Source organism: Leisingera sp. M527, assembly GCF_025141525.1.
Taxonomy (GTDB): Bacteria; Pseudomonadota; Alphaproteobacteria; order Rhodobacterales; family Rhodobacteraceae; genus Leisingera.
The window spans coordinates 3,258,845-3,277,877 of sequence record NZ_CP081037.1 but is presented as its reverse complement, the minus strand read 5'-3'; the positions used below and the strand labels follow the sequence as shown (position 1 = coordinate 3,277,877).

The 19,033-nt window shown below is 57.2% G+C and carries 20 protein-coding genes, 1 tRNA gene and 1 pseudogene; 16 read left to right on the top strand and 6 right to left on the bottom strand.

The genetic code is table 11. The features are described 5' to 3' along the window. Positions 1–3: 3 nt before the first annotated feature. From K3555_RS16220 to rsgA, 4 genes are all read right to left on the bottom strand, one after another. Positions 4–1,197, bottom strand: coding sequence for an IS91 family transposase (locus K3555_RS16220; RefSeq protein WP_260005205.1), 1,194 nt, complete (start codon positions 1,195–1,197; stop codon positions 4–6). A gap of 12 nt (positions 1,198–1,209) precedes the next feature. Then, on the bottom strand, positions 1,210–2,097 hold the full coding sequence (locus K3555_RS16215) for a site-specific integrase (protein ID WP_260005203.1): 888 nt from the start codon (positions 2,095–2,097) through the stop codon (positions 1,210–1,212). Between the two features lie 215 nt (positions 2,098–2,312). Next, positions 2,313–2,855, bottom strand: a complete 543-nt coding sequence (locus K3555_RS16210; protein ID WP_259987201.1) for a YaeQ family protein — start codon at positions 2,853–2,855, stop codon at positions 2,313–2,315. 250 nt (positions 2,856–3,105) lie between these two features. After that, positions 3,106–4,098 carry a ribosome small subunit-dependent GTPase A gene (gene rsgA / locus K3555_RS16205; RefSeq protein WP_260006271.1) on the bottom strand — a complete coding sequence of 331 codons (993 nt, stop codon included), beginning with the start codon at positions 4,096–4,098 and terminating at the stop codon, positions 3,106–3,108. A gap of 491 nt (positions 4,099–4,589) precedes the next feature. Here rsgA and rlmF point away from each other — a divergent pair, with 491 nt between their 5' ends. Continuing rightward, complete coding sequence (gene rlmF, locus K3555_RS16200; RefSeq protein WP_260006270.1) at positions 4,590–5,516, top strand: 23S rRNA (adenine(1618)-N(6))-methyltransferase RlmF; 927 nt, start codon at positions 4,590–4,592, stop codon at positions 5,514–5,516. 174 nt (positions 5,517–5,690) lie between these two features. Continuing rightward, positions 5,691–5,917: pseudogene (locus K3555_RS16195) on the top strand (transposase); the annotation flags it as partial. An 11-nt stretch (positions 5,918–5,928) separates the two neighbouring features. Here K3555_RS16195 and K3555_RS16190 read toward each other — a convergent pair. Continuing rightward, complete coding sequence (locus K3555_RS16190; protein ID WP_260006269.1) at positions 5,929–6,126, bottom strand: hypothetical protein; 198 nt, start codon at positions 6,124–6,126, stop codon at positions 5,929–5,931. A gap of 151 nt (positions 6,127–6,277) precedes the next feature. On the opposite strand from K3555_RS16190, the gene K3555_RS16185 reads away from it, so the two are divergent. The 13 genes from K3555_RS16185 to K3555_RS16125 all read left to right on the top strand — a co-directional run bounded on the left by K3555_RS16185 (position 6,278) and on the right by K3555_RS16125 (position 16,925). Then, positions 6,278–6,367 (top strand) — tRNA-Ser (locus K3555_RS16185). 147 nt (positions 6,368–6,514) lie between these two features. Further along, on the top strand, positions 6,515–7,486 hold the full coding sequence (locus tag K3555_RS16180; protein ID WP_260006268.1) for a bacteriophage abortive infection AbiH family protein: 972 nt from the start codon (positions 6,515–6,517) through the stop codon (positions 7,484–7,486). 2 nt (positions 7,487–7,488) lie between these two features. After that, a complete protein-coding gene (locus K3555_RS16175) occupies positions 7,489–8,667 on the top strand; it encodes a site-specific integrase (protein WP_260006267.1) in 1,179 nt (392 codons plus the stop codon). Then, positions 8,664–9,368, top strand: a complete 705-nt coding sequence (locus K3555_RS16170; RefSeq protein WP_260006266.1) for a hypothetical protein — start codon at positions 8,664–8,666, stop codon at positions 9,366–9,368. Before K3555_RS16175 ends, K3555_RS16170 begins: the two co-directional genes overlap by 4 nt. 89 nt (positions 9,369–9,457) lie before the next feature. Beyond that, positions 9,458–9,682 (top strand): MerR family transcriptional regulator, encoded by a 225-nt coding sequence (locus K3555_RS16165; RefSeq protein WP_260006265.1) that lies wholly within the window; start codon positions 9,458–9,460, stop codon positions 9,680–9,682. A 53-nt stretch (positions 9,683–9,735) separates the two neighbouring features. Then, positions 9,736–10,467 carry a helix-turn-helix domain-containing protein gene (locus tag K3555_RS16160; protein WP_260006264.1) on the top strand — a complete coding sequence of 244 codons (732 nt, stop codon included), beginning with the start codon at positions 9,736–9,738 and terminating at the stop codon, positions 10,465–10,467. A 1-nt stretch (position 10,468) separates the two neighbouring features. Continuing rightward, complete coding sequence (locus K3555_RS16155) at positions 10,469–10,942, top strand: plasmid mobilization protein (RefSeq protein WP_311199989.1); 474 nt, start codon at positions 10,469–10,471, stop codon at positions 10,940–10,942. Next, positions 10,936–12,456: a relaxase/mobilization nuclease domain-containing protein gene (locus K3555_RS16150; protein ID WP_260006262.1), complete on the top strand. Its 1,521-nt coding sequence runs from the start codon at positions 10,936–10,938 to the stop codon at positions 12,454–12,456. Before K3555_RS16155 ends, K3555_RS16150 begins: the two co-directional genes overlap by 7 nt. Further along, entirely contained in the window at positions 12,440–12,754 is a 315-nt protein-coding gene (locus K3555_RS16145) for a hypothetical protein (RefSeq protein WP_260006261.1), read from the top strand. Before K3555_RS16150 ends, K3555_RS16145 begins: the two co-directional genes overlap by 17 nt. Before the next feature lie 15 nt (positions 12,755–12,769). Then, positions 12,770–13,180, top strand: coding sequence for a hypothetical protein (locus K3555_RS16140; RefSeq protein ID WP_260006260.1), 411 nt, complete (start codon positions 12,770–12,772; stop codon positions 13,178–13,180). Further along, on the top strand, positions 13,180–14,220 hold the full coding sequence (locus K3555_RS16135; protein WP_260006259.1) for a type IV secretion system protein: 1,041 nt from the start codon (positions 13,180–13,182) through the stop codon (positions 14,218–14,220). Before K3555_RS16140 ends, K3555_RS16135 begins: the two co-directional genes overlap by 1 nt. Before the next feature lie 413 nt (positions 14,221–14,633). Continuing rightward, positions 14,634–15,599 carry a transposase gene (locus tag K3555_RS16130; protein ID WP_260006258.1) on the top strand — a complete coding sequence of 322 codons (966 nt, stop codon included), beginning with the start codon at positions 14,634–14,636 and terminating at the stop codon, positions 15,597–15,599. Positions 15,600–15,992: 393 nt separating this feature from the next. After that, positions 15,993–16,925: an IS5 family transposase gene (locus tag K3555_RS16125; protein ID WP_260006257.1), complete on the top strand. Its 933-nt coding sequence runs from the start codon at positions 15,993–15,995 to the stop codon at positions 16,923–16,925. Between the two features lie 326 nt (positions 16,926–17,251). On the opposite strand, the gene K3555_RS16115 is transcribed toward K3555_RS16125, so the two are convergent. Next, entirely contained in the window at positions 17,252–17,620 is a 369-nt protein-coding gene (locus K3555_RS16115) for a group 1 truncated hemoglobin (protein ID WP_260006256.1), read from the bottom strand. Positions 17,621–18,004: 384 nt separating this feature from the next. Between K3555_RS16115 and K3555_RS16110 the strand changes: the two genes are divergently transcribed. After that, the gene (locus K3555_RS16110; RefSeq protein WP_260006255.1) at positions 18,005–18,829 is read left to right on the top strand and encodes a type 1 glutamine amidotransferase domain-containing protein; all 825 of its coding nucleotides are present in this window, start codon (positions 18,005–18,007) and stop codon (positions 18,827–18,829) included. Positions 18,830–19,033: the final 204 nt, after the last annotated feature.

Below are 19,033 nucleotides of genomic sequence, written 5' to 3'. Positions count from 1 at the left end.
TCGTCATGCCGCCTCCTTCCGCGGTGGCGCGCGCGACCGGGGTTTTTGCCCGCGCCGGAAGATCTCGATGATATGCATTGTTCCGCCACAGCACGGGCATGGCTCACGCAGGGTGAGCGGGAGAACCTCGGCGGCTTCTGGCGGTTCTTGAGCCGGGCACCTTGTCCCGAGCAGGGCACGGCACCGGGCGATGTTGGCCTTGCGCTGCGCTGAGGCGAGCAAGCCGTAGTGCCGGATGCGGTGGAAACCAGCGGGCAGGACGTGGATCAGGAAGCGGCGGATGAACTCGGGCGTGGCCAAACGCATGACTTTCTGCCTGTCGCCGCGCTTGATCCTGTAGTCCTTCCAACGGAATGCCACGGTGCCTGCGTCGGCGCTGACGAGGCGTGCGTTCGAGATGGCCACCCGGTGGGTGTACCGGCTGAGATAGGCGAGAACGGCTTCCGGGCCTCCGAAGGGCGGTTTGGCATAGACCACCCATTCGGACTTGCGCAAAGGAGCCAGCCACTCTGCGAAGGCATCGGCCTGCGCCAGCGGTTCCAGGTCGCCGAAGAAGGCCAGCTCCCCGGCGCGGTGAAGCGCCATCAGCCCCTCCAGAAACAGCCGCCGGAACAAGCGCGACAGGACCCGCACATGCAGGAAGAACCCGGGCTTGCAGGCAATCCATCTCGCGCCGTCCAGAGACAGGCCGCCACCGGGAACGATCATATGGATGTGGGGGTGATGGGTCAGCGCCGATCCCCAGGTATGCAGCACGCTGGTCATGCCCACCCGAGCACCAAGGCGCTTGGAGTCCGCTGCGATGGTCATGACCGTTTGTGCCGACGCCCGGAACAGCAGACCGTAGACCGCCCGCTTGTTCCAGGAGGCGATCCGGGCGATCTCTGCGGGCAGGGTGAAGACCACGTGGAAATACTCCACGGGCAGCAGGTCCTCGGCGCGGGCTTCCATCCAGTCGCGCGCCGCTGGCCCTTGGCACTTCGGGCAGTGCCGGTTCTTGCAGGAATTGTAGGCGATGTGGCGATGGCCGCATTTGGCGCACCCGGCCACATGCCCGCCGAGCGCTTCGGTCCGGCAGGCTTCGATTGCCGACATCACCTTGAGCTGGGTCAGGCTGACATGCCCTGCATTGGCCCGCCGCCACGCGGCACCATGGGCACGGAATATATCAGCAATCTCCAGCCCCGGGCGGGACACCCCAGTGCCCCGTCACTTCAGGCTTCGCTTGATTGTCTGATCCTGCAACTGCTCCAGCATCTCGTAGGGGCTGACCGTGTCACGGATCGTCTTGGTGGCGACATGGGTGTATTGGGCCGTCGTGCTCAGCTTGGCATGGCCGAGCAGCACCTGGATGACCCGGACATCGGTGTTGGCCTCCAGCAGATGCGTCGCAAAGCTGTGCCGCAGGGTATGCAGAGTGGCGGCCTTTTTGATGCCGGCCATGTTCTTCGCTGACGTGAAGGCGCGGTTCAGCTGCCGTGGCGACAGCGGGTTGATCTTCGGCTTGCCGGGGAACAGCCAGCCCTCCGGCCGCGCCTCGCGCCAGTAGTCGCGCAGCAAGCTCAGAAGCCCGGGTGACAGCATCACCTTCCGGTCCTTCCGCCCTTTGCCCTGTTCGACATGGATCAGCATCCGGTTGCTGTCGATATCGCCGATCTTGAGGTTACAGACCTCGGCGGCCCGCAGCCCCGCGCCGTAGGAAATGCTGAGCGCGGCACGGTATTTGAGCCCGGGCCCCGGCGCCGCCATCAGGATGTCCGATACCTCTTCAACGCTGAAGACTACAGGCAACCTCCTGGGCTGGGTGCGGAACTGCATGTAGCGCTTCATCTCCTCGCGCCCGCAGGTCATGCCGAAGAAGAATCTGAGCGCCACGATCCTGGCGTTGAAAGTCGCCGGCGTGACCCCTGTATCCGTCATGTGCAGTTGATAGGCGCGGAGTTCCTCCGGTGAGGCGGTATCCGGCGGGTGCCCGAGGAAAATGGCGAAATCCTTGACCGCCCGGATATGCGCTTTCTGCGCCTTGTCGCCCATCCCGCGGATGCGCATGTCCTCGATCATCCGCTCTCGAAGCGGGGTTGATCTCTCCTCTGTCATGGGAGCCTCCTGTCTGATGATTGAGAAGGGCTCAATCGTCAGGCAGAAATGCCGTTCCCCAAATGCACCACTGTCAGATCATCGCTGAACATCAGCCACCCGCGCCAATGCCGCGGAGCGGCTTCGTCCATGGGCCGGTCGCCTTGGGGGAGCTGATTATGGCACATAAAAGAGGGCATCATCCAGAGGTAAGGCAGATGCCTAATCTGCCGTGCCTACACCGCATTCTTCCATTTGGCCTGGGTCACGTAGACGATACTATCATCAACACTGACCATGACATCACCATCCTGAATATTGACCTGCAGCTTCATCGACCGACTTGCAAGATTTCCCAGGTCACGGGTATCCGTCTCTGAAAAATTAACAACCTGAAGGTTATCAAACCGGGTGGTGCTGTTTTTGATCTTTTCCCACCACACCTCAGCGGTCCTGCCATAACTATAGACAATCACCTCTTTGGCTTTGCCACAAGATTGACGAACAATCTTCTCGCTTGGAAGCCCTAACGCTACCCATAGTTCAAGCTCGCCACTCAAGCTTTTCTGCCAAATATCTGGCTCATCATCCGTTGAAAGGCCCTTAGTAAGTTCCAATTGCTCATGGGCATTCAGCGCAAAAGCGAGAATACGCACCATCAACCGTTCATCCGTCTCCGAAGGATGCTTGGCGACGGTCAACTTGTGGGTCTCGTAATAGTGTCGATCCATATCAGATACGGAAAGCTCTACTTTATAGATGGTGGCATTTTGCGCCATGATTTTTCCCGGACTAGCGAAGATAGGGATGTTTAGACCGCAGCATGGCTTTGCGAAAGCGGAAAGCAACTGGCATCGCTCCGCGAGGTTCCCGACCCGCCGCCGACCTTAGTAGCCATCACAGTGTTGAACTGAGCACGAATGGCTGGCCTGGGTAAGCTGCGGGCAGCGTTGAATGAGCCGGGCTAATGCGACTGTGCTGGAGAGGTCAGTCCCGGTGGATCATAGGCCGCGCATAGTGGGAATGGACTCAGCGTCGCTTGCCACGGACGTCTGGGGTCTTGTAGCCACGGGCCCTGGATCCAGAGCGTGTGTTGTTGGGATTTTCTTCGACAAGCTTGCGCCACCGGCCAAGTCGACCTGGGTCAACCGCAACCGCTGCCTGAACCTCACAGCCTGGCTCGTGTGCGTGGGTACAATCCCGAAAGCGGCACTTGGGTGCCAGCTCTGTGATCTCCGCGAACAGCATGTCCAGACCAGCCCGGACATCGCTGGCATGCAGCGTACGGATTCCCGGCGTGTCAATTGCCCAGCCGCCGCCCTTGATAGAGTGCAGGGAGCGCAACGTGGTTGTGTGGCGCCCCTTTGCATCGTCCTCCCGAATGCCGCCCGTAAGCTGTGCTTCCTCAGGTAGCTTGGCAGCAAGAGTGTTGAGCAGAGTTGACTTCCCCACCCCGGATGATCCGACAAGTGCAACAGTCTGCCCAGATCCGCACCACGGAGCTAAGGTTGTCACCGCATCATGGGTTTTCGCGTTCACCGCAACGACGGCCACTCCGCGCTGAAGATCTTCTGCTTGCTGCCGGTACGGTTCCGCATCCGCCGCTTGATCGGCTTTCGTCAAGACAATCAGGGGGTTTACGCCCGCCTCATTTGCGAGGGCCAGGTAGCGTTCCAGCCGGGCTTGATTGAAAACACCGTTGCAGGAGGTAACGATGAAGAGCGTGTCCACATTTGCGGCGATCAGCTGCGGGGTCCGGGGACCCTCGGTCCGGCGTTGCAATAGGGCACGTCTTTCCAAACGGCGAATGACTATGTGGGTCCGTGGATCCGCTAAGATCCAGTCCCCCACGGCGAAATCTGCCGTAGTAGTTTGGGCGGGCAGGTTCAGCTTCACAGGGCCCATTGCAGATACAGCAGTCATACGGGACCGGTGGACAGCCGCTATGCGCATCCGGGCAAGATCCGTTTCGTCAGGTCCCAGCTGGTTGCCAAAGAACTGAGACCAGTCGAGATCGGCCAAAGACAGAGGTGATTGAACAATGGAATGTACCACGGTGACCTTGCATGGCCACGGTATCAGGGAAAAGCAACCCCTTCCGGCCAGATCTACAGCCGGTTGGCGACAATCAAGGCCTCCTTACTTGATCGCATCCACGTTGCCAGAAATGAGTAGCGCCACACCTCGCACACCTATCAACTGTAATTGGCAAATGCTGCAAGACCGCGAATGGCAGGAATGCGTAAGCCGCACCGCAGCGTAAGCCGACCGGATGGGTTTCTCCATTGGGCTGCGGTTGGCGGACTCACCTATTGGAACAGCGATATGCTGCGCGTTATAGAAAGTCAGCTTCGAGACCAACATTTCAGCTGCTGCACAGGTAACGAACGGTCGGGACGTCGCGTCAGCGGAGGATCCGCACCGCTCCACATTTTACCTTTTGTCTATGAGGGGCTAAAAGCAACAAATCGTCTGGCGAGTGACGTCTACCAAACTTTAATGAAGGCGTCCCCATGACCACCAAGACGAAGCTACATCCCCGCAATCAACACTCACGAGGCTACGATTTTGAGCTCTTGGTGGCGCAGACACCTGAGCTTGAGGCCTTCACGATCCAAAGCCCAGCCGGTCAGGCGACGATTGATTTTCAAAACGTGCAGGCAGTCCGTATGCTTAATCGGGCGTTGCTAAAGGCGCATTACGGTATTGATTTTTGGGATATTCCCGCCGGATATTTATGCCCGCCAATCCCCGGCCGTGTCGACTACATCCACTATCTCGCGGACTTGCTTGCTGACAGCTATAACCAAGAAATCCCGCGTGGGCGCCATATCAAGGTATTGGACATCGGCACTGGTGCAAGCTTGGTGTACCCCCTTACGGGCCAGAGCGAATACGGCTGGCACTTCACTGGCGTCGATATCGACGCAGGCGCAATCAAATCGGCGCGGCAAATCTGTGAATTCAACAAGTTGGCAATTACGCTTAGGCGACAAAGAAAACTTGAGAATATCTTTCACGGTGTGATCAAGCCCAACGATGCTTTTCACTTAACCATGTGCAATCCGCCATTCCATGGGTCTATCGAGAAAGCGAAAAAGGGTACCCAGCGCAAGTGGGCGAACCTTGGCAAGGGGCGTTCAACAAAACTCAACTTTGGTGGCCAAAACGCTGAACTTTGGTGTCCCGGTGGGGAGATAAAGTTTCTCGCCTGCATGGTTGAACAGAGCATGGAGTTCGCCGGCCAGTGCCTGTGGTTTACTTCGTTGGTGTCGAAAAAAGATAACCTCCAGCCCCTCAATCGAATTCTTGGAAAAGCCAGGGTTGCTGAATGCAAAGTCGTAGAAATGGCTCAGGGGCAAAAAACCAGTCGTTTTATTGCCTGGACTTACATGAAGAAAAGTCTGCGCTCCTCCTTTGCGAAGAAAGCTCGGACGTAGGACCCCTCAATCGAAGTTCTGTTGTGCAGACAAGGTCTGCTTCGGTGAAGCAGCATCGCAGCATTCCAGGGCACCGTGGATGTCCGCTAAGTGCCTATTCTGTTGAAAAACCCGGGTTGTTTTGGGTGTTGAGTGCTGATTCACTTTCCGCGAGGCAAGCGGAGGTGCGTGGCAATGATGGGACCACGGCAGGAAGCGCAGGGCGCGCTGTTCTATGAGTTCCCGATCGAGGATCATGTCCCGCAGGATCACATGCTTCGGGCGATAGATCGGTTCGTCGACCTGTCTGGCATCCGGCGGCACCTGGCTCCTTTCTACAGTTCGGCCGGCAGGCCGCCGGTTGATCCGGAACTGATGATCCGGATGCTCCTGGCCGGTTATGCTGCAACGGCGTAAGATCTCACGCCGCCTCTCAGCGAAAACAGCATCCGTTCTTGCATGTGGTAAAAGAGCCAAGGTGAAGCGTGATGAGATCACCGCGCTCGCCGATGCCCACCAACGTGGTGTCGAGGATCGCGAGCGCTTCTTCCATGGCAGCGCTCGCCTTGGCGGCTCTCATTACGGCTGGAGCAGGGGGAATCAATTTCAGGCCGGTTGCCGTGAACATCATGCGAACACGGCTGCACGGATTTTGCACGCGATTCACGTGCAGTTCCGTAAAAGTTCCCGGAAAATCGGGGAAATCTCCCTGTTTTTCTGGCGCGGCAAAAATTTTAAAAAACGCCTTGTTTCTCTAGGCTCTGGCAAATATACGGGTCAGCGGAGACGTGGCCGAGTGGTCGAAGGCGCTCCCCTGCTAAGGGAGTAGGCCCGGAAGGGTCTCGAGGGTTCGAATCCCTTCGTCTCCGCCACCCACCATTTTCATTGAACACTATAGAACCGCTTGTTAGCGTGTAAGTCATTGAACTTATGCGCTCATCTGCATTCGCTGTTCTCATTGGCTTTGTTTCGATTGCGCTCAGTTCTGTTCACTTGGTGGTACGAAATGTGGTATAATAATGACTGAGCTAGCAATTGTCGGTAACGGATTCGAGCTGCATCACGGCTTACAGACCTCCTATGGTTCGTTTGCGCAGTTCGCCAAAGATCACTCTTCTAACGTGTACACTCTGTTGTCCGAACTATTCTTGGCCTCCAGCGAATACATGGGACTTGATCGTCCGCCTCCGACAAACGAGAAAAATTTTGTCTATGATCGGTGGTGTGATTTTGAGAGCTGTCTGGGCCTCCTTGATGATGAGGAATTTGTCCAGCGTTCTCAGGAGGGGGTGTCGGAATACATGCAAGAGCTCGGAATGGAAGAGCACCTTGTCGACGAATTCGTGCATGGCATGGCTAGTATACTCGATACGTTCCGCGATTGGGTTTTGGGCATTGATTTGCCAATGTCACACCAAAAAGGTTTCATTTTCGAACCCACGACGGTCTTCGTGAATTTCAACTACACCGAAACGTTGGAAACTTTCTACAAGGTAGATCCTGCACGCATCTTTTACATTCACGGAAGAAGAGCAAGCCAAGACAGATTGATTGTGGGACATGATACCAGCCCGCCCAAGCCTCAATCGAAGCATGACTTGCCGGACGTTCAGTTCAATCCGTTCTATGGGTATTTACGCCTTACCCGGAAGCCCATCGAGGACATCGAACCAAAACTCCGTGCGTGGTTGGTTGCATTGCCCGACATCGATAGAATTTCGGTGCGCGGCCATTCTCTTGGATTCGTTGATTTTCCGTACTTTGAGACGATTAACAAGTTGCACCCCAGCGCCACATGGAGCTTCAGCTATTTCAACGAGGAAGATCTGGGCAATATTCGGAACGTGATCCAGAGCCTAGACCTAAAACATGCTGCGGTATTGTCCGTCGCCAAGCTATCCGAGTTCGAAGTTAATCCAAACACTCAAACTAATGCTCTGCAAGCTCAACGCAGTCTCGCAGATTTGCTTAGATTTGCCGAAGGAAAGTGAACGTGTACAGCGGCAAGCTGACCAAGAATCTCGTCCGAACGCTCGGCCCTGGTCGGCATGGCGATGGCCATGGGCTCTATCTGGTGGTCGATCCATCCGGTGCGCGGCGCTGGATCGTGCGCGTGACGGTGAAGGGGCAGCGGAATCGGCAGGGAAAGCCGCTCCGCACCGATTTCGGCCTCGGCGGTGCTGATGTGGTAGCGCTCAACGTGGCTCGCGAACGCGCCCTAGAGTATCGCCGCCTCGCCAAGCAGGGCCTTAACCCGAAATACCACAAAGACCAAGATGTGCCGTGTTTCGAAGAAGTGGCTCGGCAAGTGCATGTTGAGCGCCTGCCGACTTGGAAGAACCCAAAGCACGGCCAACAGTGGATCAATACACTTGCTGACTACGCATTTCCAAAAATCGGCCGGATGCCAGTCTCGGATATCGACCAGCCTGAAATCTTGCAAGTGTTATCCCCAATCTGGACCGAGAAGCACGAAACTGCGCGAAGGGTGGCGCAACGGGTTAAGGCCGTCCTCGATGTAGCTCGGTCGCGCGGTTTCCGCGAGGGAGAAAACCCAGTGACGATCGTGTTGGATGCCCGGGTGTTGCCCCGCGTGAAGGCCAAGGTGAAGCACCACAATGCGATGCGCTGGCAAGATGTGCCCGCATTCTACGCGAAACTCTCGCAGCAAAGCGGAATGGCGGCCAAGGCATTGATGTTCACCAGTCTGACTGGTTGCCGAACCAGCGAGGTTCTGAAAGCTGTCTGGAAGGAATTCGACTTCGATGACCAGATCTGGGCGATCCCCGAGGAACGTACCAAAACGGGCACCGAACACCGCGTTCCACTGACTGATCAGATGCTGGCAATCGTTGAGCCGTTAAAAGCGCTTCGCTCTGAATGCGTCTTTGAAGGTCAGCGGCGGCACAAACCGCTCTCCAACATGTCGATGCTGATGCTGCTGCGGCGCATGAAGATCGAGGATGTGACTGTGCACGGGTTCAGGTCAGCATTTCGGGATTGGGCTGCCGAGGAAAACAATACCGCTCGTGAGGTTGCAGAAATGAGCCTAGGCCACAAAGTCGGCTCGGAAGTAGAACGTGCTTATGCGCGAAGTGACTTACTCCTCAAGCGTCGTGAGTTGATGACACGATGGTCGGAGTTTTGTGCAGGCGAGAGAACTACTACATGAAATTTGTAAAGGCACAAACCAGTGGCTGGCAGTTTATTTTGGAACCAGAAGCACGCTGGCTAGCAGTTGAATGTCTCTTAATGGCTGCCCGGTTCGAAAAGAGCTTCCATCAGCTCTATAGAGGGGCGCTGGCTGACGAAATCGTCGTCTGGCACAAGAAGCACCGCAAAACCTTAGATCTCGTTGCTCGTACTGCCTACCAAGGCATCGTTGTGTCTCTCGATGAGTCTCGCCAAGACTACCTAGCTGCTCGAAAAGAATGGCCCAAAGCGTACAGCAACGAGTTGGTCCCTCTGGGGCGAGCACTGGAATTCATGGTTTCAGGTTCGCCCAAGCAAACGGCGATACAGAAGGCGATATCCAGTTTTCGGCGCAGTCGTGCAGCTATTAACAAGGTTCATGCAGCTGGCGAGCTTGATCTACCCGATGTGTCGGGCTGGCCAGAAGGGTATCGTTTTCTCTCCGTCGATAGCTTTAGGCAGCGTTTTAAGCGCTTCGAATGTGTGCTGCCCTATGCGTACATCTACTATCGGAACAGAGATTATAACGCTTGGTCCGACGTCATCCCCGAGGAGCGGAATCCAGTAATCCTTCCTGAAGATTTCGAGGTTTGGAACGCTTACTTTTGGGGAGAGCTGACGCAGTCGCGCCGTATCAGAATGCGCCCCTCATCTCACCCATTAGGCATTAATTTTCAGTAGCTTGTAGTACGGTTTCCGCTCCCCAATACAAGCGGACGGAACTCAATGCAAATATCCAGAGACGACCGAAAGCAAGCGGAGCTGGATAGATGTCATTGCAAGTATTTGAAGCAGACCGTCTTTATGATGATGCGGACGACGAACTTAATCTGATCGCGCCTAAAGCAAAGAGGGCGCAGTGGCGGCATCGCCGCGTTGGTCCTCCTTTTCTAAAGTTTGGTAGGCGAGTGAAGTATCATGGCGCTGATCTGAACTCGTGGATTAACGGCAATCGCATCGCCACAGCCTCCCCTGAAATTCAGCAGTTGGGTTAACCCGCCACACTGTTGTGGTTGCTGGATACTTTGCTGAAAGGCGAGCACGGAAAATGACCGACCTCGAAAGTTTCAAAGCCGTCCGTATTCAATGGCACAAGGCGTTGTTTGCCAGCCCTGCTCTTACAGGTACTGAAAAGGCAATCGCAGCATATTTCATCAATGTTCGTTTGAATTGGAAAACTGGCCAGATTAACCCAGCGGTCGCTACGATTGCGCGTGACATATGTGTGGAGCCTCGAACCGTCCAGCGTGCGGTTAACAGCTTGGAACGGCTTGGGTGGTTTCATACTGATCGCGGAAACGGGCGCACTCGTTCTACCAACTACCACGTGACTGATGAATCCATAGAGATTTCTGAACAGATCAAACGGCAATGCACAGGGCGCAAGGATGACGGTGCTGTCACCCTTTCAATTGTCGAACCATGGCAGAAGCGTCGCAACGAGGTGACATCGTTGTCGCAGAAACGGCGACAGGAATGTCACTCAAAGAGTATAAAGAAAAATAAAAGAACAGGTTCGGAAGGTGCCATGCATAAAGCTTCACCTGTAGTCTTTGTTCCTGGCGGCGGAAGCGTGTTTGAGCGTGAATGGGATGACCGGCTGGCAAAGTCTGGTCGTCTGGAGCTTAGGCGTCTTCTAAGCGAAGTGCAGCACAATGGTAGGCGTGGTTATTGGCTGCCTGCCACTTGGCCAGCTCAATTTGGTAGCTCTGACCTGCACAACCAAATTCAACAAATCGAAGAATTGGCGTTAATTCCCAGTGTGGGAAGGACTGCGTGAAATGGCAGGATCTGAGCAAAGAGCAAGGCGACCCATGTCATACGCTGACGCTTCTGACACGGGGCCTTGCGAGGGGTGGCAAGCCTCCCCTTCGAACCCCACCGCCACGGGGCGAGCCCGTGCCAAGGAGTCGCGTACGGAAACCTTCGTTTTTCGGTGCACGGCGCAGGAGAAGGCCGCACTTCGAGCCAAGGCCGAAGCGGCAGGCCTGTCCGCCGCCGAACTTCTGCGCGAGGCCCTTTGGCGCGCGCAGGCACGTCGGCGTAAGCCCGCGCCTCGTGCCGATCCCTCGCTGGTTCTGGCTGTGTCTCGCTATGGCGGGAACCTCAACCAGATCGCGCGGTGGCTCAACACGGCGACCCGCGCGGGCCGGGCCAGCGAGGTCGAGGCCCTGCGCGTGGCGGCGGCGTTGGTCGGCATCGAGCGGAGGTTGGCGGAAGCCCTTGCACAGCACCGGAGGCCGCCCGGATGCTGATCAAGTTCTTCTCCAACGGCAAAGGCGGCGGTGCGGGGCCGGTCGAATACCTGACCGCCTGCACCGTGCTCGCCTATGACGGCCATCGCGACCTGATCCGCGATGCCTCCGGCCAGCCCGTGACCGTGACGCGTGCGCCACTGCCGGAGGTCGTGCGCGGCGATCCCCATTGCATGATCGACCTGATCGACGCTTGCCCGCACCAATGGACCTATCGCGCCGGTGTTGTCAGCTTCGCCCGCGAGGACGCTCCGACCGAGGACCAGCAGCAGGAAGTGATCGACTGTTTCGAGGAGATCGCCTTCGCCGGCCTCGATGTCGACCGCTATGCCTGCCTCTGGGTGCGCCACACCCATGAGGATCGCGTCGAGCTGCATTTCTGCACGCCGCGCATGGAGCTGTACGGCGGGCGCAGCCTCAACATCGCCCCGCCCGGCTATGAGCGCGCCTTCGACAGCCTGCGCGACCTGATGAACAAGACCCACGGCTGGGCCGATCCCATGGACGTGGAGCGCGCGGCCGAGGTCAAGCCGGTGTTCGAGGCGCCCGACCGCGCCGCCGGGCGCGACGGGCTCCATGCCTGGATCGGCGACCAGATTTCCCTGGGGCTGATTGAGGATCGCGCCGGACTGATCGCTGCGCTTAACGATGCAGGCTTCGAGGTGCCCCGTGCGGGCAAGAATTACCTGACCGTCAAAGATCCCGAGACCGAAGAACGGTTTCGCCTGAAAGGAGAGATTTTCCATGAAGACTGGAGAGCCGAAGCAACGGCTGAGCGAAAAACTGAACGCGGACCTGGAGCGCATCAGGTTGGAGAACGCCGCCTCGGTCGACGCACAGCTGCAGAGCTTCAGGAGCGATTTGAAGACCATTGCCGAAAGCGCGCTGGCTACAATCAAGACCGATACGGAAGGCTACCTGCTGCGCGTGAGGAAGCACCTCATGAGACAGAGCGCGAACGCAGCGCGACCGGAATGGAAGGCGCTGATGTGGCCGATGCTGGTGGCCTGCTGCCTGATGATCAGCACCGGGGTTTCGACCTGGACGGTGATGACCTGGCTGATGCCCAATCTGAACACGTTAGGGCTCAGGGTGATCGAGCGACCGGAGGCGACGTTTCTGATCCCGCGCAGCGACCGGGCGACGCTGACCCGCTGTTCGCTGGCAGGGGAGCCCGTGGATTGCCTGATGATCCCGAAGGAGTGAGCGATGGACGGTCTGACGCCACTAGAACGCGAATTGCTGAGCTACGTCGAGCAGTTGGCGGAAGCCTCCAGGGCATCCGCACAGGAATTGACCGCCTCCGGACAGGACAGGCGGACGGAACTGGATGGGTTGCGCGGCTCAATGATCGCTTTGCTGAGATCGCAGCTCTCATTGGTCGAAGCCTTGAACGGTTGGATGCCGGAATCCGGGCGGCTCAACGAGAGTATGGAACACGCGCGGAGGGCGAAGAAGCACCTCGGGACGCATTAACCGAAGATATGGAGGACAATCATGCGCTTCGGCACTAAACCGCGTTTCCCGGTAAATCCTTGGCTGACCTGGCGACCGGGCAATGATCGCGCCTTCGATGCGCTGGAACGCATAGGTGTGCTGATCCGCAGTGGCGCGATCTGGGAAGACAGCTACGCCTTCGAGTTGGGCGCGCAGGCCAGGCGCTATGCCAATCAGTGCCCGAAGGGCTTCCGCAACGGGCTTGAGATCGTGCTGAGCGAGCATGGCAACCTTGCGGCGATCCAGGGCTGGCTGAGTGCCGCACCGGATCTCGATCTTCCCCATGTCGACCAATTACCCACTAGGGTTGAGTAAATGGAGGTCTCAGAAATGAATTACCTTGCAGTTATTGTTGTGATTGCCACAGCCGCGCCGACCCATTCTGAGCAGGCCGGTTTCTCGACCGCCATTGGGCCGGGTGCTGCGGATCGCTATGGCTGTCCAATTCGCACGCGACCGGAGAGCCTGACCTTCACGGGCTTTCGTGACGCTTGGCGCTCGGTTGCCGCGAATGATCTTTACAGCCTCCGACGGCATCAGATGGCGCTAGCAGCCGACACTTGCGATTGTGAGAGCCTTTGGCCCGACTGGGCGACCATCGAGGATGAATTCGAGGAGTTGGGCTTTGCCGCCCCGACCAGCTCCGACAGCCTGCACATCGCATGGTCGGCGGAAGAATACTTCCCGATCATCTTCGATCTTCGGGATCGGTTGCGCTCCCGCTGCCAAGAGGCGGAATAATGGGAATCGTTTCATTTATTGTGGAGGCAGCCGACCAAGGCCTTGAAACCGTGGCGACGTCCCAATTCGCAGCCATTGCAGAGGTTTTCGGCACGATGATCGTCGGGGCCGCAACAATTGCGATCATTGCCCTGTTCATCAATATGGCTTGGCAAGTCCGGCCGATGGACGGTAGGGAGATGCTGGTTCTGTTGTTTAAGATCGGTCTGATAGACGCATTTGCGCTAAATTGGGCGAATTTCAACTTCGTCAGCGGAAACCTGATTGACGGTCTGGACCACCTTGCGGGAAGCCTAATTGGATCCGTTACCGGAAAGAATGGGGCGGGACCGGAGTATTTTGCCGCCCGCTTTGATCTCCAACTGGACAGGTTGGCCGAGTATGGCAATTCGGCTACCTCGCATATGGGTGCGGTTAGCAAGGCTGTGATGGGTGTATTTTTTATGGCTCTTTTGGCCGTAGTCGGCGGTGCGGCAGGTGCTGTGCTCGTGCTGGCAAAGATGATGATAACGTTCCTGATCGGCATCGCTCCCGTCATGATACTGTGCTCGATCTTCTCGGTCACTCAGGACTATTTCCATCGTTGGTTATCTTCTCTGGCGAGTTTTGCCCTTTATCCGGTTGTAGTGGCCGGGATTTTCTCGATGGTCTTCGGTCTGGTTAGCCTATTGGTTAGCGAGATTGGGTCGGCAGATTCCATCGAGCAGGTCGGCGCGACGATTCCGTTCCTGGCAGTTGTAATACTCTCGCTCGCAATGGTCGTGGCAATCCCGTTCATTGTGCCGATGATTTCTGGCAACCTGCAGGCGGGCTGGGCTGCTTCGGCGGTTGGCGGAGGAGTCAGGAGGCTTTCGCCACAACACAACTTGCAGCAACCTAGACGCCCTTCTTTGAGCACGGCAAGTGACACGAACCGAAGGTTGAATACTGGGCCGGAGGCACCGCAATCGCAAACATCTGCAAGAGATGCCCGCCCTTCCACCGCTGCAGGGGAAAAGGTACAGCGCATGAAAGACCGTGCCGACAGGCTGCGAAATTGATCGAGAGCCTGCGAGGTTATGAAATGAGGTCCTAAGCACATAGAGGTGTTGAATTAGTCAGTAGCTTTGAAGGGTGATCAGTGCTCGCAAACCTCGATGGCGTGCCGATGATGAAAGCCTCTTCATCTTCCCAAAATGCATCCTCGGGGGAGTGCCGCCAGGCACGGGGGCAGACAGCCCCTAGATTATGTGTTTGTCATTGCCGTTGATTTGGCCTGTGTCAGATTGGAGGCGGTCGGTTTTCCGGGTGGCCATCCGGGGGACTGGTGGCGGGCGGGCGACCCCTAGGAAGACCTGAAGCTGGTGGCATTACGGTCGTAAAATATCTCGCCACCCGCCACGCCATATGTCCGGCCATCCGAACGGTAGAAGGGCCTTCGCGGCCGCACATAATCAAGGATCAGGATACCAACATGAGCATTTCAACTCAATCCGCGCATGAGCACATCATTGCATTCGAAGTTTCAAAGGCTAGCCTGACGATACATCTGATGCCAGAAGATCGGCAGCTTGTCATCGACAACACCCCAAAGGCGATCAAGAAGCTACTTCGACAGATTAGCAATCTGGAAAAATCTTTCGCCATTTGCGAAGCGTCTGGCGGCTATGAGCGGCATGTCCTGGCCTGTTGTGCAGACGCCAATTTGCCGGTCCATCGCGCACACGGCACCCGTACCCGCAACTTCGCGCGTTTCCTTGGCCTCGTTTCCAAGACAGACGCCATCGACGCGCGGATGCTAGCGCTGTTTGCGCAGAAGTCAGATGGGCTGCGTCTCTGGCAACCGACCGACCCAGTGGCTGACGAACTGAGAGCCTTGCGCCGTCGCCGCGACGATCTGGCGAAAATTCTGCGTGTGGAACAGAACCGCCTTGAACATGCGACGGTCAAAACTGTGCGGCTGTCCTTGCAACGGCATGTCCGTTCCATGACGCGCGAGATGGAGGGGCTGGACAAACGGATCGCGGAGCTGGTTGCCACCACTCCTGCATTCAAACGCAAAGCCGAGCTGATGCAATCCATCAAGGGCATTGGCCCCAAGACAGCATCCGCCTGTCTGGCATACCTGCCGGAACTGGGGGCACTGACCAAAGGCGAAGCGGCGGCCATGGTGGGACTGGCCCCATACGCAAAGGATTCTGGCACATATCAGGGCCATCGCCATGTCGCGGGTGGGCGGAAGGACGTTAGAGTCAGTCTTTATATGGCCGCGCTTTCGGCCCTGCGTAGCAACCCGGCAATCCGTGACTTCGCCGCCAAACTGAAAGCGCGCGGAAAGCCATCAAAGGTGATCCTAACCGCCATCATGCGCAAGCTCATCGTGATCATGAACGCTGTGCTCAAAGAAGGGCAGGCGTCAAACCGCTACGGTGCAGTATGACGGCGACTGCTGCCGATCGCTGCGCGGATCATGAACTCGAAAGACGCGGGACAAACCCGACATTGGAATTTTGGCCATTGCTGACGCAGCATCCATTCGCGCACGCAGCGCGCCCATGGTTGCGATGCAGCGCATGTCGTCGAAGCGGTCGTTCGCGGGTGTCGATTTGACCCGAACCGAGACCGCACGTTCGCCGCAGCCCTCGCCGACAATCCAGACGCGGGACAAGGCGGTCATGCCTGTTGGGTGATCTGGCTGGAGGGATGCGAATACTCGACATATGAAATGCTGTAAGAAAATACCCTCTCCAAATCGGTTTCGGCAAAGACTGGCTCTGTTGCGCAAATCCCGTGTGGGATTCATCTCATGGATCCAGCGTGGTAGCTGAGATGTATGAGCAGACCTACACCCCCGTCCTACAAGACTAGGAACTGGCCAGCCTACAATGAAGCGCTCAAGCGCCGGGGCTCGCTGACGATCTGGTTCGACCCCGATATGAGCTGGGAGGCCGCGCCGACTGGCAGACGTGGCCGGCAGCAGACCTGCAGCGATGCCGCCATCCAGACCTGCCTTTCCATGAAGGTGTTGTTCGGCATGGCGCTCCGGCAGACGACCGGGTTCGTCGAGAGCCTGCTGCGGCTGGTTGGCCTCGACTGGACGGTGCCCGACTTCAGCACCCTGTCCCGGCGCCAGAAGACCCTGGCCGAGAACATCCCGTATCGCGGCTCCAAGAGGCCGCTGCACCTGCTGATCGACAGCACGGGTATCAAGGTCGAGGGCGAAGGCGAGTGGCACGCCCGCAAGCATGGTGGACCCAAACGGCGCGTCTGGCGCAAAATCCATCTCGGGATCGACGAGGAGACACTGGAGGTTCGCGCAGTCGAGGTCACCGGGAGCCACATCGGCGATGCACCGGTTTTACCCGGCCTGCTCAACCAGATCCCGGCGGGCCAGCAGATCGGCAGTGTCACGGCTGACGGCGCCTATGATACACGAAAATGCCACGACGCCATTGCTGACCGTGGCGCCCACGCCGTCATCCCGCCACGCAAGAACGCAAAGCCATGGAAGACCATCACCGCCGGAGCCGTGGCGCGAAACGAGGCCCTGCGCGCGGCGAAATACCTGGGCCGCGCGCTCTGGCGACGATGGAGCGGATACCACCGCCGAAGCCGCGTCGAGACGAAGATGCACTGTGTGAAGTTGCTGGGGCAGCGCCTTATGGCGCGGGACTTTGACCGTCAGGTCGCGGAACTCCAGGTCCGCATCGCCGTCCTGAACGGATACACCGCGCTCGGCATACCCGTCACGGACGCTGTGGGATAAGTCCGTCCGGGGAAAGGGGAACCTCGGCCATCACCCGATTTGCGCAACAGAGTCGTTTCGGAGCATCAACTCACTATTAGTCGTTTTGCAATCGATCCCTCATGGCTCGAGACTTCGAGCGCCAGATCGCTGAGCCCAGGTGCGTATCGCCGTGCTGAACGGATACACGGCACTTGGCCTACCAGTTACGCGGCCCGTAGAGTAAGTCCATTCCGGGAAAGGGCAAGGCCGACCCTCAACAGATTTGCGCAACAAGGCCGACCTAGACCCTATAGGCGACACACCTTGCGTACAGAGTTCAGGATACCGACCGTATCGGATAGCCTTCAAACAAGAATTTCTTCTTTGAGGCTTTCGATAAAGCCGACGACGTCGTTGAATTCCTTCTCAGGCAGATTGAATGCTTTCAAGGTCGCCTTCAGATGTCCAACAAAGACAGTCCAGTCAGCCTCGGAAATTCCCATTCCTTTGTGTGCGCGAACCATGCCGCGGCCAGTATAGTACATTGGCCCGCCGGAAACATTCGCCAGAAAATCAACCAGCAACTGTTTTTCCCGTGCAATTCCATCTGCACCACGATTTTGCCAGAAGCGCCCGAGTAACTCGTCAGCTTGCAGCCGAGGAAGCAGGTTGTCGACAACCGCACGTATCGCATCATAGCCACCGAGGCGCGTGTAGAGTGTTCCGTCGCTCATCTTGGTCTCCATATTCGTTTAGTTTCGATTGCCAGCTGAGGGTTTCGCCCGTGACTATCTATCGATAGGTTGCATGATAGCCGCAAAGACCCCGGCTTGTCAACGTCTATCTATCAATCGATAGGTATACAGCGCCCGGGACTTTGAAAAGTAGGGGAAGAACCATGGCATAGTAGAGCAATCCTGCGCTGCGTTCGAATACCTGCAGCCGCCTCTCCGGCAGAATCGGGAAGATCAGCTGCCTATCCGATGCCGGCCTTGATCTGAAGCTGGTTCGACGTCGGAACAGGGTACTTTCTGGCAGCCGGGCGCATTGACATCTTCCAAGCAGCCTACATATTAATCTACCTAACGATAGATAGTATTCACTTTGGAGCTTAAGCTATGAAACTCTCTACTACACGCCGGACCTTCCTGGGTTCCGCAACTGCCGCGGCAGGCCTTGTCTTGATGAATTCATTTGCGCTGGCATCGGACAGCGCAAATTCCAGACAGGGCCGCGAGGTCATAACAGGTAACAAGCAAAAGCGTGTTCTGCTCGTGATGTCATCGGTCGATCAAATGGGGATAAGCGGCAAACAGACAGGAACCTGGTTCACCGAGCTTGCCGCCCCCTACTACATCCTGACCGAAGCTGGTTACGAGGTTGTTTTCGCGTCGCCTAAAGGCGGTGAAGCCCCGATTGACCTGCTCAGCATGAAGGAGCCTTTTACCACCGAGCACACCGGGCGCTTCCTCAAGGACCCGGTTGCTATGTTTGCGGCGCGAAACACCATAAAGCTGCGTGAAATCAACTATGACACTTTCGACGCGGTGTTTTTCCCCGGCGGTTACGGTCTTCTTTGGGATCTGGCCTCGGATTCCTATGTCGTCAAGATGATCCGGGACTTCTACGAGACCAACCGGCCTGTTGCGATGGTTTGCCACGCGCCGGCTTTGCTCCGGGACGTCAAAACGTCAGACGGCAAGTATTTGGTCGACGGTGTCAGCTTGACGGGTTTCAAAAACGCCGAAGACACAGAGATCGAGCTGCTGCATCACCTGCTGTTCTCACTTGAGGACGAACTAAAGGGCCGTGGTGCAAATTACATCAGCAAGGCAAACTGGGAAGCAAATGTCGTTGTTGATGGCATGCTGATGACCGGCCAAAGCCCCGCCTCGGCTCCGCCGCTGGCTGAAGCTCTGCGCGACCACATGGCAACTTCCTGATTATCCATTGAGAGAGCCGCGGCGGAAATATTGCCTCGGCTCTCCGATGTGGGAACACAGGCGGAACCTAACTGTAATGCTGACCTTGCACCCACCCCTGGGTCACATGCCTGATGTTTCTCATCCTTCAAAGCCACTAAGCTGCCGGTTGCCCCAATCGGATTGAGGAGACCAAACGGCGTTACATTTCCGGTTGGGATGTGT